The following is a 13,293-nucleotide window of genomic DNA, read 5'->3' as shown; positions in this document are numbered from 1 at the left end:
GCGGGGATCTCTCGTCAGATAATGCCGATTCGAGCGGCGGCAATGACGGCAGAAATCTTATTGCAGACGTTGAGCTTCAGAATCACGTTTTGCACGTGATAATTCACGGTTCGCTCGCTCAGGAACAGGATTCTGGAGATTTCATAAGCGGTCTTGGCGACAGCTGAGAGTTTCAACACCTCGAGCTCTCGCGGCGACAGGTGTGGTTGCGCGGCCTTGAGCGCCGCTTTGGGCAGAGTTTTGGCGAACAGTTCGCTCAAATGACTGGTCGCGTAAAACATGTAGCCAAAATGCTCGTACAGCTCAAGCGGGCTCAACGGGCCATGTTCTCTGGCCAGGCTGATAATGCTGCACAAGCCGCTCTCTTCATGCAGGAATGACTGCGACCAGCCATGGCGCAAGCCATATTCCTGCTGGGCTTGCCATAATTGCGGGGTAGACGAAAACAGGTTCTCGCTCCAGACGATCGGCAACATTGAGTGGTTGCAATGTGCTATTGCCGGATCAACTTTACTGTAACGCTCCTTTTCATATTGCTGACTGAACTGCTTGGGATAGTTATTGATTTGCAAGGCATTAAAATCGGCATTCCGATTGTTTGATGTCAAATAGATAGCGCAAAAACTGAATCCAATATTCTCGGCAAATCTCAGCAGGATTGGATAAGCGACGTCTATTTCCCTTGCGAAAGTCAGTTGCTTTAACTGCGACTCCTTCCACATTTCCATCACAAACTCTCCATGAGTACTTCGCGGGGGTGCTTTTTGGATCCAGTGGATCAGCACGAAAACGAAGTGTAGGACGTTTCTTACAAAGTGTTCTGGAATATTTCGCTCTTGGAACATGGTGTTATTTTCAAAAAAAGATATTAGTGCTCGCGGTTTTTATATTGGGGATAGCATCTAAACGAAAAGTGATACTCAGGGCTTACACGTTTGAGAATGCGTTGAGATCTTGTTTGCGCGAGCTTAGTGCTAATACCATTACAAACCACCGGTGTTTAATCGCAGAGGATTGCGCGAAACTGCGGCTATCCGTTCGATGGAGTGCCTCATGACTGCCAGCACTGAGAAGTTCACCCGACAGACCTTGCTTGATGTCCAGCCGGTTACGGCCAATCTGTTCACGCTGCGTACCACCCGGGATGCCGGGTTCAGGTTTCGTGCGGGCCAGTTCGCCCGACTCGGGGTGACCAAGGCAGATGGCAGCACGGTGTGGCGGGCCTATTCGATGGTGTCGTCGCCGTTCGATGAGTTTCTCGAGTTCTTTTCCATCGTAGTCCCCGGAGGCGAATTCACCAGCGAGCTCAGCCGACTGCAGGTGGGCGACACCTTGCTGGTGGAGCGTCAGGCCTTTGGTTATCTGACCCTGGATCGTTTCATTGATGGCCGCGACCTGTGGATGTTATCGACGGGCACCGGGGTGGCGCCGTTTCTATCGATTCTGCAGGACTTCGAGGTCTGGGAAAAATTTGAGCGCATCATTCTCGTCTACAGCGTGCGCGAGGCGCGGGAGCTGGCTTATCAATCGTTGATTGCCGAACTGACGCAACGGGATTATCTGCAAGAGCACGCGCACAAATTGCAGTTCATCGCGACGGTAACGCGTGAGGAGCATCCTGGCGCGCTGAATGGGCGTATCACCCAACTGATCGAAAGCGGTGAGCTGGAGCGCAAGGCCGGTGTAGAGCTTTCGCCCGAGCATTCACGGGTCATGCTGTGCGGCAATCCGCAAATGATCGACGACACCCGCGCCCTGCTCAAACATCGCGGTATGAGCCTGAGCCTGACCCGCAGGCCCGGCCAGGTAGCGGTGGAAAACTACTGGTAAAAAAAACGGCACCTCGCAGGTGCCGTTTTGTTTTGCGCCGCCTGTTCAGGGGCGGTTGTTCTGCGCCTTGAGCAAGTCGCGGATCTCGCCCAGCAGTTCCTCTTCTTTGGTCGGAACCGGCGGCAGAGTAGGGGCCACGGCCTCTTCACGCTTCAGGCGGTTGATGGCTTTGACACCCATGAAAATCGCGAAGGCGACGATCACGAAGTCCAGAATCGTCTGGAGAAACTTACCGTACGCCATGACGACCGCAGGGGTGCTGCCCTCGGCAGCTTTCAGCGTAATCGCCAGGTCACTGAAGTCCACACCTCCGATCAGCAGGCCGATTGGCGGCATGATGACGTCGCCGACAAACGACGAAACAATCTTGCCGAAGGCCGCACCGATGATGATACCGACGGCCATGTCGACCACATTGCCTTTGACCGCGAAGGCCTTGAACTCACTTAGCACGCCCATAGGTTATTTCCTTGTTACAGATGAGGTTGGTGTACGCAGTGTAAATCAGCAAAACGCGTCCTGCGCGAAACACCTTCTTACAATACCCGTTTTTATCGACACATTAATCGGTAAATAGTTTGCAAAGTGCCACTAATCGCGCGCGAAATACGCCTTAACTCGCTGATCAGGAAGCTATTTTTCTTAATGGTGAACTTGTGAAGATTCTATTTAGGTTCCAGCGCTACGCCCTCTAGCCTCTGGTTGGCGCACCAGGATGCGCCCAAAAAAACCAGAGGAACCTGATATGACTTCATCGCTTGGCATAGGGGCTTTTCCCCATCGCCGTACCCTCGGCGTACTCACCGCCAGCCTGCTGACGTTGTCCGTGAATGCCGCGCCGCTGACGCGCGATAACGGCGCAGCGGTCGGTGACAACCAGAACTCGCAAACCGCCGGCGCCAATGGCCCGGTGCTGCTGCAGGATGTGCAACTGATCCAGAAGCTGCAGCGTTTCGATCGTGAACGCATTCCCGAGCGCGTGGTGCATGCCCGCGGTACCGGTGCGCATGGCACCTTCACCGTGACCAACGATCTCAGCGACCTGAGCAAGGCCAAGGTATTTGCCGCCGGCCAGGCGACGCCGGTCTTCGTACGGTTTTCCGTCGTGGTGCATGGCAACCACTCCCCGGAAACCTTGCGCGATCCTCGTGGCTTTGCCACCAAGTTCTACACCGCCGATGGCAATTGGGATCTGGTTGGGAATAACTTTCCGACCTTTTTCATCCGTGATGCAATCAAGTTTCCGGATATGGTGCATGCCTTTAAACCAGATCCGCGGACTAACCTTGACGACGACTCACGTCGCTTCGATTTCTTTTCCCATGTGCCTGAAGCCACTCGAACGCTCACCGAGTTGTATTCCAACTCGGGAACGCCAGCAAGTTATCGAGAAATGGATGGTAATGGCGTACACGCCTATAAGTTGGTTAACGCCAAAGGTGAAGTTCACTACGTGAAGTTTCACTGGAAAAGTTTGCAAGGGATCAAAAACCTCACGCCTGAAGAAGTAAGTAAAGTTCAGGGTCAAGACTACAGTCATATGACCAGTGACCTTGTTACGCATATCAATAAAGGTGATTTCCCGAAATGGGACTTGTACATTCAAGTGCTGAAACCACAAGATTTGTCCAAGTTTGATTTCGATCCATTGGACGCGACCAAGATCTGGCCAGGTATCCCTGAGCGAAAAGTTGGACAAATGGTCTTGAACCGAAATCCGGCAAACGTATTCCAGGAAACCGAACAAGTGGCCATGGCGCCGGCTAATGTGGTGCCGGGGATCGAGCCTTCGGAAGATCGTTTATTGCAAGGCCGAGTGTTCTCTTACGCTGACACGCAAATGTATCGCTTGGGCGCCAACGCGCTGCAACTGCCGATCAATGCACCGAAGGTGACGGTGAATAACGGCAACCAGGATGGCGCAATGAACATCGGCGCGAGCAACTCCGGGGTCAATTATCAGCCGAGCCGTTTGCAACCGCGTGAAGAAACAAACAGTGCGCTTTACAGTCAGTCGGCGCTGTCTGGCAATACTCAGCAGGCGAAAATTACACGGGAGCAGAACTTCAAGCAGGCCGGTGATCTGTATCGCTCATTCAGCCAGAAGGAACGTCGTGACCTGATCGACAGCTTCGGCGGCTCGCTGGCGACCACTGACGAGGAGAGCAAGCACATCATCCTGTCCTTCCTTTATAAGGCTGATCCGGAATACGGCAGCGGTGTGACAGCCGTGGCCAAGGGTGATCTGAGCCGGGTCAAGGCGTTGGCTGCGAAATTGGTCGACTGATCCCGACGCCATGCCATGCGGGGCCTGAATCAGGCCCCGTTCTGTTCCAGGAGGTGATTTATGCGTGTTGTTTTCTTGCTGCTCGGCTGCCTGTCCTTTGCGGTGCTGGCCGAACAGAACCCCGAGGCGATCAAGGCCCAGTTGCAGGACTACTATTTCGACGCCGCCCGGCGCGGCGACGTGCCGATGCTCGAGACTTTCATTGAATCCGGCTACTCCCTCGATACCCGTGACAATAAGGGTTACACCGCATTGATTCTGGCGGCCTATCACGGCCAGGCGCCGGCGGTGGAACGTCTGCTCGCGGCTGGCGCCGATGCCTGTGCGCAGGATCAACGCGGCAATACCGCGCTGATGGGGGCAATCTTCAAAGGTGAGTTGCAAATCGCCCGACGCCTGATGGCCACTGATTGCAGCCCTGATCAACGTAATGGTGCCGGACAGACGGCCGCCATGTACGCCGGGTTGTTCCAGCGCCTGGAATTGCTCGATGCGCTGCAAGCCAAGGGTGCCGACCTGCATGCCGAGGATCCGCTGGGCAACAGCGCCACACGTCTGGCCAGCGGGGAAATCCGTACCGCTGCGCCGCGCTGATCGACGGTAGCTGCGTTATCATCGCGATTTTTGCCGGGGGATCGAGATGGCCAAGGCCAAGCGCATGTACGGCTGCACCGAGTGTGGCGCAACGTTTCCCAAGTGGGCCGGCCAGTGTGGTGAATGTGGCGCCTGGAACACCCTGACCGAAACCATGATCGAAAGCGGCGGCGCTACAGCCCCGACCGGTCGTACCGGCTGGTCCGGGCAGCAGGCACAGATCAAGACCCTGGCCGAAGTCAGCATCGAAGAAATTCCGCGCTTTTCCACCGCTTCCAGTGAACTGGATCGCGTGCTCGGCGGCGGTCTGGTCGACGGTTCGGTGGTGTTGATCGGCGGCGATCCAGGTATCGGCAAGTCGACAATCCTGCTGCAAACCCTGTGCAACCTCGCCAAGAGCATGCCGGCGCTGTACGTCACCGGCGAAGAATCGCAGCAACAAGTGGCCATGCGCGCCCGCCGTCTCGGCTTGCCGCAGGATCAACTGCGAGTGATGACCGAAACCTGCATCGAAACCATCATCGCCACCGCCCGGCAGGAAAAGCCCAAGGTGATGGTGATCGACTCGATCCAGACGATCTTCACCGAACAACTGCAATCGGCGCCCGGCGGCGTCTCTCAGGTGCGTGAAAGCGCGGCGCTGCTGGTGCGTTACGCCAAGCAGAGCGGCACGGCGATTTTCCTCGTCGGTCATGTGACCAAGGAAGGCGCGCTCGCCGGTCCCCGGGTGCTCGAACACATGGTCGACACCGTGCTGTATTTCGAAGGCGAATCCGATGGGCGTCTGCGTTTGCTGCGCGCGGTGAAAAACCGTTTCGGCGCGGTCAACGAGTTGGGTGTGTTTGGCATGACCGACAAGGGCCTGAAGGAAGTCTCCAACCCTTCGGCGATTTTCCTCACCCGCGCGCAGGAAGAAGTCCCGGGCAGTGTGGTCATGGCAACCTGGGAAGGTACGCGGCCGATGCTGGTCGAAGTGCAGGCGCTGGTCGATGACAGCCATTTGGCCAATCCACGTCGGGTCACTCTGGGCCTGGATCAGAACCGCTTGGCGATGTTGCTCGCGGTGTTGCATCGCCATGGCGGGATTCCGACCCACGATCAGGACGTGTTCCTCAACGTGGTCGGTGGGGTGAAGGTGCTGGAAACGGCATCTGACCTGGCGCTGATGGCCGCCGTCATGTCGAGCTTGCGCAACCGGCCATTGCCGCATGACCTGCTGGTGTTTGGCGAGGTCGGTTTGTCTGGCGAAGTGCGTCCGGTGCCAAGCGGTCAGGAGCGCCTGAAGGAAGCCGCCAAGCACGGCTTCAAACGCGCGATCGTGCCCAAGGGCAATGCGCCAAAGGAATCGCCGCCAGGCTTGCAGATTATCGCCGTGACCCGCCTCGAACAGGCCCTCGACGCACTCTTCGAATAACCCGAGATTCCCTGTAGGAGCTGCCGCAGGCTGCGATCTTTTGATCTTCAAACCAAAGTCAAAAGATCGCAGCCTGCGGCAGCTCCTACAGGGGCAACGTTCAGATTTCGATCAAGGCGCCCAGTTCGCGTTCCAGCTCTTGCGGATCGGCCAGGTTCAGCTCTATCAACCGCCGCAAGCGCTGGATCGATTCCAGGCTGATGTGTCGGCAGACAAAGCCCAAGTGTCCATGATCGTTGTGGGTCAGATGCACATCCATTTCGATTTCGACGTCCGGGCTCAGATGGATACTGACGAAAAAGTCTTGCGCTGCATCGCCCAGCCACGGTTCCGGCCGTTCGATCAGCAACCCTTTGAGTGACAGGTCGATCAGCTTGACCGGCCAGATGTACTCGGCCTGACTCAGCTCGGTTCTGGCATCGAACGCAATACGTTTGAAGCGACGACGATTGGCTGGGTGCTCGCTCATGGCGCAATCCTCCGAAGGTTCGCTGACTATAGACCCGCATTGTTCAAGCGTGCCAGCGTGGACGGGCCACTCAGACCAATGTCGGGGTATGGTCTTTGCCGCCAGTAGCGCTAAACTCGGGGTGGCTGTCTTTCTTGTCCACCCTGGCTGGAATAATAAAATGAAAAATAATAATAGCCTGCTACGCCACTTACCCTGGCTATTGCTGGCAATCGTAGGAGCGTGCGCCCTGGGCGTAGTGGCATTGCGCCGCGGCGAGGCGATCAACGCCTTGTGGATCGTGGTCGCTGCCGTGGCCATTTATCTGGTTGCGTACCGTTACTACAGTCTGTTCATCGCTAACAATGTGATGCAACTCGATGCGCGTCGGGCCACCCCCGCCGTGCTCAACAACGATGGTCTGGACTATGTGCCGACCAACAAACACATTCTTTTCGGTCACCACTTCGCTGCCATCGCTGGCGCGGGGCCGCTGGTCGGCCCGGTATTGGCAGCGCAGATGGGTTATCTGCCCGGTACGCTGTGGCTGATAGCCGGTGTGGTGCTGGCGGGCGCGGTGCAGGACTTCATGGTGCTGTTCATGTCGACCCGGCGCAACGGCCGTTCCCTGGGTGACATGGTGCGAGAAGAAATGGGCCGTATTCCCGGCACCATCGCCCTGTTCGGCTGCTTCCTGATCATGATCATCATCCTCGCGGTGCTGGCGCTGATCGTGGTCAAGGCACTGGCGGAGAGCCCGTGGGGCATCTTCACCGTGATGGCGACCATCCCGATCGCGATGTTCATGGGCATCTACATGCGCTACATCCGCCCGGGCCGCATCGGCGAAATCTCCGTGGTCGGCGTGTTGCTACTGCTCGGTTCGATCTGGCTCGGTGGGCAGATTGCCGCTGATCCGGTATGGGCCAAAGCGTTCACCTTCACCGGCGTGCAGATTACCTGGATGCTGGTCGGTTACGGTTTCGTCGCGGCATCGCTGCCGGTCTGGCTGATTCTCGCACCGCGTGACTACCTCTCCACGTTCCTCAAGATCGGCACCATCATCGCCCTGGCGATCGGCATTCTGGTGACCATGCCCGAGCTGAAAATGCCCGCGCTGACCCAGTTCGTCGACGGCACTGGCCCTGTGTGGAAGGGCGGTCTGTTCCCGTTCCTGTTTATCACCATCGCTTGCGGTGCGGTTTCCGGCTTCCACGCGCTGATTTCTTCGGGCACCACGCCGAAGCTGCTGGATAACGAAACCAACGCCCGTTACATCGGTTACGGCGGCATGCTGATGGAGTCGTTCGTCGCCATCATGGCCATGGTCGCTGCGTCGGTGATCGAGCCAGGCGTGTACTTCGCCATGAACAGCCCGGCTGCCGTGGTTGGCAGTGATGTTGCTTCGGTTGCGCAAGTGGTCTCCAGCTGGGGCTTTGCGATTACGCCGGAAGCGCTGCAAGCCGTGGCGCACGACATCGGCGAAACTACGATCCTGGCTCGTGCCGGCGGTGCGCCGACCCTGGCAGTCGGTATCGCGCAGATCCTGCACAGTGTCCTGCCGGGTGAAAACACCATGGCGTTCTGGTACCACTTCGCGATCCTGTTCGAAGCGCTGTTCATTCTGACCGCAGTCGACGCCGGCACCCGTGCCGGTCGTTTCATGCTGCAGGATTTGCTCGGCTCTTTCGTCCCGGCACTGCGACGTACCGAATCGTGGACCGCCAACCTGATCGCCACCGCCGGTTGTGTGGCGATGTGGGGCTGGTTGCTGTATCAGGGTGTGATCGATCCACTGGGCGGCATCAACACCCTGTGGCCACTGTTCGGTATCTCCAACCAGATGCTGGCCGGTATCGCGCTGATGCTCGGCACCGTGGTCCTGATCAAAATGAAGCGTCAGCGCTACATTTGGGTCACCCTGCTGCCAGCGGCCTGGCTGCTGATCTGCACTACGACCGCAGGCTTCATCAAGCTCTTCGATGCCAACCCGGCGATCGGTTTCCTGTCGCTGGCGAAGAAATACAGCGACGCGCTGGCCAACGGTCAGATTCTCGCCCCGGCGAAGAGTATCGATCAGATGCAGCACGTGATCTTCAACGCCTATACCAACGCAACGCTCACCGCGCTGTTCCTGTTCGTGGTCTTCAGTATCCTGTTCTATGCGCTCAAGGTCGGCATCGCCGCCTGGGGCAAAAAAGAGCGTACGGATAAAGAATCGCCATTCCAGGCCCTGCCGGACGCGTAACCAGAGGATTGCACCATGTTCAATGACCTGAGTCGCCTCGGTAAATACCTCGGTCAGGCTGCGCGCCTGATGGTCGGCATGCCCGACTACGACACCTACGTCGAGCATATGCAAACCAAGCACCCGGACAAACCGGTGATGAGCTACGAGATGTTCTTCCGCGAACGTCAGGAAGCGCGTTATGGTGGCAAGGGTGGGCCGAAGTGCTGTTGAGCTGACAGCGCAAAGGTTGAGGTAATCCCCCCTGTGGGAGCGAGCCTGCTCGCGAATACGGAGTGTCAGTTGATGATTGATTTGACTGACACACCGCTTTCGCGAGCAGGCTCGCTCCCACATTTGTTTCTGTGTTGTTCATTCATTTTGTGAAGGAGAAAGCGTTTGTCCTCTCCCATCCCGGTAACAGTACTCAGCGGTTTCCTCGGTGCCGGCAAGACCACCTTGCTGCGCCACATTTTGAAAGCCGAGCACGGCCTGAAAATCGCCGTGATCGAAAACGAATTCAGCGATGCCGGCATCGACACTCAGTTGCTCGGCGACGAACCCGTGCAAGTCATGACCCTGGCCAACGGCTGCGTCTGCTGCACCATCCATACCGATTTGACCAAGGCCCTGTATCTGCTGCTCGAGCGTTTGGACAGCGGCGAAATCGCCTTCGACCGTCTGGTGATCGAATGCACCGGGCTGGCCGATCCTGCGCCTGTTGCACAGACTTTTTTCATCGATGAAGAGCTGCGCGAGCGTTACTTGCTCGACGGCATCATCACCCTGGTCGATGCCGCGCACGCGGATGTGCATCTGACCCAGACCATTGCCCAGGCGCAGATCGGTTTCGCCGACCGCTTGCTGGTGAGCAAGACCGATCTGGTCGACGAAGCCACCTTCAATGCACTGAGCGAACGCCTGACGCGGATTAACCGTCGTGCGCCGATTCGTGTGGTTGATCGCGGCAACATCGAACTGGCTGAACTGCTGGATGTGCGCGGCTTCAATCTGAATGCGGATCTTGGCGGCGGTTTGAGTCTGCGTCCGGCGACCAAGGCGCCATCGATTGATCGCATTTCCAGCCTGGTGCTGCGCACCGATCAGCCGCTGGATATCGATCAGCTCAGCGAGTTCATGAACGAGCTGCTGGAAGACCACGGCAAACAATTGCTGCGCTACAAAGGCGTGCTGAGCATTGTCGGCGAAGATCGGCGGTTGGTGTTTCAGGGCGTGCTGAAACTCTATGGTTTCGACTGGGACACCGAATGGGCCGAGAGTGAAGTGCGGGAAAGCGTGATTGTGTTTATCGCCGATGATTTGCCGGAAGAGAAAATTCGGGCGGGGTTTGCCAAGGTTGTTGCAGGCTGATGGTTCCTGGTTGTCAGTGATGGCCTCTTCGCGAGCAAGCTCGCTCCCACAGTGGATCGCATTTGTCTGGAAAGAACGCGGTCTCCTGTGGGAGCGGGCTTGCTCGCGAAGGCGATCTAACCGACAGCACAATGCCCAAGGTCTGAACCCAACAGCGTCTGCTCAAGATGATCCAAGTGCCGATTCATCAGCATCCCGGCCCTGGAAGCATCGCCTTGTTCCACCGCCTCAACCAACGCCAAATGCTCCCGCCAAGCGCAACAGCTGTGCGCTGAACCCTCACACCGCGCGATCGCCAATGACGTCAACGGCACCAGACTGCCCAAAAAATGCGCCAACGGTGCATTCCCCGCCATCTGCGCCAACGTCAGATGAAATTCCCCGGACAAGCGAATCGCCGCCCCACGTCGGTCCTGCTCAACTGCCAGCCGCTCACGCTCAATCAACCCACGCAAGCGTTGCAAACCATCAGCCTGCGGACGCTGACAAGCCAGGCGCACCAACGTGCTTTCAGTCAGTCGCCGTGCATGCAAGGTCTGCCGGGTCTGCTCGCGATCCGGCGCCGCCACACGCGGACGATGATTTGCGCGCAGCACAATGACTTGCTCATGGGATAACTGCGTCAGCACCCGCCGCACATCGGCGCGGCTGACGTTGAACATGTCTTTCAGACTGTCTTCGGTGAAGCGGCTGTCGGCATCGATACGCTGTTCGAGAATGGCATCGAACAGTCGCGGATACAGATCCTCCACCGCTGCGCGCGGACGGGAGAAGGGCAGAGGCGTCGTGGTCTGGCGAGTGTGCGACGCTGCGGCAAAACTGTTCATGGCCTGTCTCCAATAGGAATCAGTGACTCAGGTTGTCATCCGGAATATTCAGCTCGATGCCCATCCGCTGACCTTCGCGCAAAATGTGTCGACGCATTTCGGCGCTGGCCTGGGCGCTGTTCTTGCTGCGGATTGCGCGCACCACGGCTTCGTTTTCTTCGAGGCGTTCGGCCAGGTGCTCAGGCGAGTTGCGCAATACTTCGGCACTTTGCTTGAGGGCGTTGCTGGTCTGCTGCACGACGCTCTGGAAGATCGGGTTCGAGGTGAGGGTGAACAGCTCCTCGTGAAACGCGATGTAGGCACTGACCCCGGCTTCGCTGTCGCCGGCTTCGAGGGCCTCGCGCATGTCCATCAGGGTCAGACGCAACTGACCGACTTCCTTGCTGCTGATCGACTGCGCGACCAGGCCGACGATGAACGGCTCGAGGGTGTAACGCAGTTGCAGCACGTCTTCGAGGCTGGCGCCGGCGACTGCGCTGTCGTGGCTTTGGCTGTCGCTCAATTGTGCGTCGAGGACGACCACGCCTTTGCCCGGCATCGAGCGCACGAGGCCGAGGGTTTCCAGGACGATCACGGCTTCACGCAGGCTCGGCCGGCTGATGCCCAGTTGTTCGGCGAGCTCGCGCTGGCCCGGTAACATGTCGCCGGAGCGCCATTGGCCACGGGCGAGGGCGGCGCGGAGTTTTTCTACGACTGAGTTGACGACGGTTGATGTGGTGATCACTGGTCTTGCTCCGTGAGCCCGTTGGGTGCGCCGCAAGCAAGATCAAAAGATCGCAGCCTGCGGCAGCTCCTACGGGGTTGAAATCAGAACTCCTGCTGGTGCGCCGGAGTTGCTGGTTTACGCGGTTGAAAGGTGTAGCCCTGCTGACCGCTGAGTACTTTGTTGGCGCGTTGTACGTCGATGTCTTTTTCCCAACGGGCGATGGCGACGGTGGCGACGCAGTTGCCGATGAGGTTGGTCAGCGCCCGGCCGATGCCCATGAACCAGTCCACGGCCAGCACCAACACCAGACCGACCACCGGGATCGCCGGAATTGCCGTCAATGTTGCCGCCAGAATCACCAGCGCTGAGCCGGGAATGCCGTGGGCGCCTTTGGAGGTGATCAGCGACACCAGCAGAATCGTCAGCAGATCAGTCATGGCCAGCGGCGTGCCGGTGGCGTTGGCGATGAACACGATGGCCAGGGTCAGGTAGATCGAGAAACCGTCGAGGTTGAACGAGTAGCCGGTCGGAATCACCAAGCCCACGGTCGAGCTGCCGATGCCCAGGTGCTCAAGTTTGCGCATGATCTGCGGCAGCACCGCGTCGGACGACGCCGTACCCATGACGATCAGCAATTCTTCCCGCAGGTACTTGAGTAGTGGCCACAGGCGCAGGCCGGACGCACGCATCACCAGACCGAGAATCACGCCGACGAAAGCCATACAGGTCAGGTAGAACAAACCGACCAGACTGCCCAGGTGCTGCAGAGAATCGAGGCCATATTTGCTGGTGGTGAAGGCAATGGCGCCGAACACGCCGATCGGCGCCAGGCGGACGATCATGCCCATGATGCGGAAGATCACATGGCTCAGTTCGTTGATCAGTCGGGAGATCCCGGAAGCCGCTTCACCGACCAGATTCAACGCGCTGCCGAACAGCACCGAGAACAACAGCACTTGCAGGATGTTGTTGTCGGCGAAGGCGCCGATCACCGAGGTCGGAATCAGGTCCATGAGGAATTGTGTGGTGGTGTGCAGGTGCTGGCCGCGTTCGGCGAGATCACCCATGTCGGTGGTGGACAGCTGCTCCAGATGAATATTTGCGCCGCTGCCGATGCCGGTGCTGAAAGCAAAGACCAGGCCGATGACCAAGGCGATGGTGGTCAGCACTTCAAAGTAGATGACTGATTTAAGGCCGATGCGCCCGACCTTCTTCAGATCGCCCGCGCCGCTGATGCCGCTGACCACCACGCAGAACACGATGAGGCCAATGAGCATCTTGATCAGTTTGATGAAACCGTCGCCGAGCGGTTTCAGCTGGGCGGAGTATTCAGGAAGGGTCAGCCCGCAGACGATGCCGAGCATCAGTCCGAGAACCACTTGGAGGAAGATTGAACGCGAGCACCATCTGAGCATGGGAGGAATCCTGGTCGGTGTCCTGACTGCCGTGCGCGTGGCGCATCAGATTCAGGACTTAATTATTGTGGTCTTACCGGTATGTCCAGTGCAGGCGCAGTCTACGCTCGGGTTTTTCTGGAATACAAGAGGAAAACACAAAATTGGCATGACCGGTCAGACCAGTGGTGCTGC

Annotated in this window: 13 protein-coding genes; 7 read left to right on the top strand and 6 right to left on the bottom strand. The window is 58.0% G+C overall.

All coding sequences use genetic code 11. The features are described 5' to 3' along the window. Nucleotides 1-14 precede the first annotated feature (14 nt). Nucleotides 15-728, bottom strand: a complete 714-nt coding sequence (locus C2E19_RS25620; RefSeq protein WP_129395609.1) for an autoinducer binding domain-containing protein — start codon at nt 726-728, stop codon at nt 15-17. 325 nt (nt 729-1,053) lie between these two features. Between C2E19_RS25620 and C2E19_RS25615 the strand changes: the two genes are divergently transcribed. Then, nucleotides 1,054-1,830, top strand: coding sequence for a ferredoxin--NADP reductase (locus C2E19_RS25615; RefSeq protein WP_129395608.1), 777 nt, complete (start codon nt 1,054-1,056; stop codon nt 1,828-1,830). A 45-nt stretch (nt 1,831-1,875) separates the two neighbouring features. On the opposite strand, the gene mscL is transcribed toward C2E19_RS25615, so the two are convergent. After that, nucleotides 1,876-2,289 (bottom strand): large-conductance mechanosensitive channel protein MscL, encoded by a 414-nt coding sequence (gene mscL, locus C2E19_RS25610; RefSeq protein WP_129395607.1) that lies wholly within the window; start codon nt 2,287-2,289, stop codon nt 1,876-1,878. A 286-nt stretch (nt 2,290-2,575) separates the two neighbouring features. Here mscL and katB point away from each other — a divergent pair, with 286 nt between their 5' ends. The 3 genes from katB to radA are packed head-to-tail and all read left to right on the top strand — an operon-like array spanning nt 2,576 to nt 6,125. Further along, the gene (gene katB, locus C2E19_RS25605) at nt 2,576-4,117 is read left to right on the top strand and encodes a catalase KatB (RefSeq protein WP_129396179.1); all 1,542 of its coding nucleotides are present in this window, start codon (nt 2,576-2,578) and stop codon (nt 4,115-4,117) included. 60 nt (nt 4,118-4,177) lie between these two features. After that, nucleotides 4,178-4,711: an ankyrin repeat domain-containing protein gene (locus C2E19_RS25600; protein ID WP_129395606.1), complete on the top strand. Its 534-nt coding sequence runs from the start codon at nt 4,178-4,180 to the stop codon at nt 4,709-4,711. Between the two features lie 46 nt (nt 4,712-4,757). Next, nucleotides 4,758-6,125, top strand: a complete 1,368-nt coding sequence (gene radA / locus C2E19_RS25595) for a DNA repair protein RadA (RefSeq protein WP_129395605.1) — start codon at nt 4,758-4,760, stop codon at nt 6,123-6,125. Between the two features lie 100 nt (nt 6,126-6,225). Here the strand turns inward: radA and C2E19_RS25590 are convergent, their stop codons facing one another. Further along, a complete protein-coding gene (locus tag C2E19_RS25590; RefSeq protein ID WP_129395604.1) occupies nt 6,226-6,594 on the bottom strand; it encodes a PilZ domain-containing protein in 369 nt (122 codons plus the stop codon). 160 nt (nt 6,595-6,754) lie between these two features. On the opposite strand from C2E19_RS25590, the gene C2E19_RS25585 reads away from it, so the two are divergent. From C2E19_RS25585 to yjiA, 3 genes are all read left to right on the top strand, one after another. Further along, entirely contained in the window at nt 6,755-8,821 is a 2,067-nt protein-coding gene (locus C2E19_RS25585; protein WP_129395603.1) for a carbon starvation CstA family protein, read from the top strand. Nucleotides 8,822-8,836: 15 nt separating this feature from the next. After that, nucleotides 8,837-9,034: a YbdD/YjiX family protein gene (locus C2E19_RS25580; RefSeq protein WP_003228401.1), complete on the top strand. Its 198-nt coding sequence runs from the start codon at nt 8,837-8,839 to the stop codon at nt 9,032-9,034. Between the two features lie 165 nt (nt 9,035-9,199). Next, nucleotides 9,200-10,171: a GTPase gene (gene yjiA, locus C2E19_RS25575; RefSeq protein ID WP_129395602.1), complete on the top strand. Its 972-nt coding sequence runs from the start codon at nt 9,200-9,202 to the stop codon at nt 10,169-10,171. Nucleotides 10,172-10,287: 116 nt separating this feature from the next. On the opposite strand, the gene C2E19_RS25570 is transcribed toward yjiA, so the two are convergent. The 3 genes from C2E19_RS25570 to C2E19_RS25560 form a co-directional block, all read right to left on the bottom strand. Then, nucleotides 10,288-10,998, bottom strand: a complete 711-nt coding sequence (locus tag C2E19_RS25570; RefSeq protein WP_129395601.1) for a GntR family transcriptional regulator — start codon at nt 10,996-10,998, stop codon at nt 10,288-10,290. A 19-nt stretch (nt 10,999-11,017) separates the two neighbouring features. Continuing rightward, the gene (locus tag C2E19_RS25565; protein WP_008078581.1) at nt 11,018-11,722 is read right to left on the bottom strand and encodes a FadR/GntR family transcriptional regulator; all 705 of its coding nucleotides are present in this window, start codon (nt 11,720-11,722) and stop codon (nt 11,018-11,020) included. Nucleotides 11,723-11,805: 83 nt separating this feature from the next. After that, nucleotides 11,806-13,119, bottom strand: coding sequence for a C4-dicarboxylate transporter DctA (locus C2E19_RS25560; RefSeq protein WP_129395600.1), 1,314 nt, complete (start codon nt 13,117-13,119; stop codon nt 11,806-11,808). Nucleotides 13,120-13,293: the final 174 nt, after the last annotated feature.

The sequence above is a fragment of the Pseudomonas sp. DTU12.3 genome (genome assembly GCF_004124275.1).
GTDB classification, from domain to species: Bacteria; Pseudomonadota; Gammaproteobacteria; order Pseudomonadales; family Pseudomonadaceae; genus Aquipseudomonas; species Aquipseudomonas helmanticensis.
This window is presented reverse-complemented; position numbering and strand designations above follow the sequence as displayed.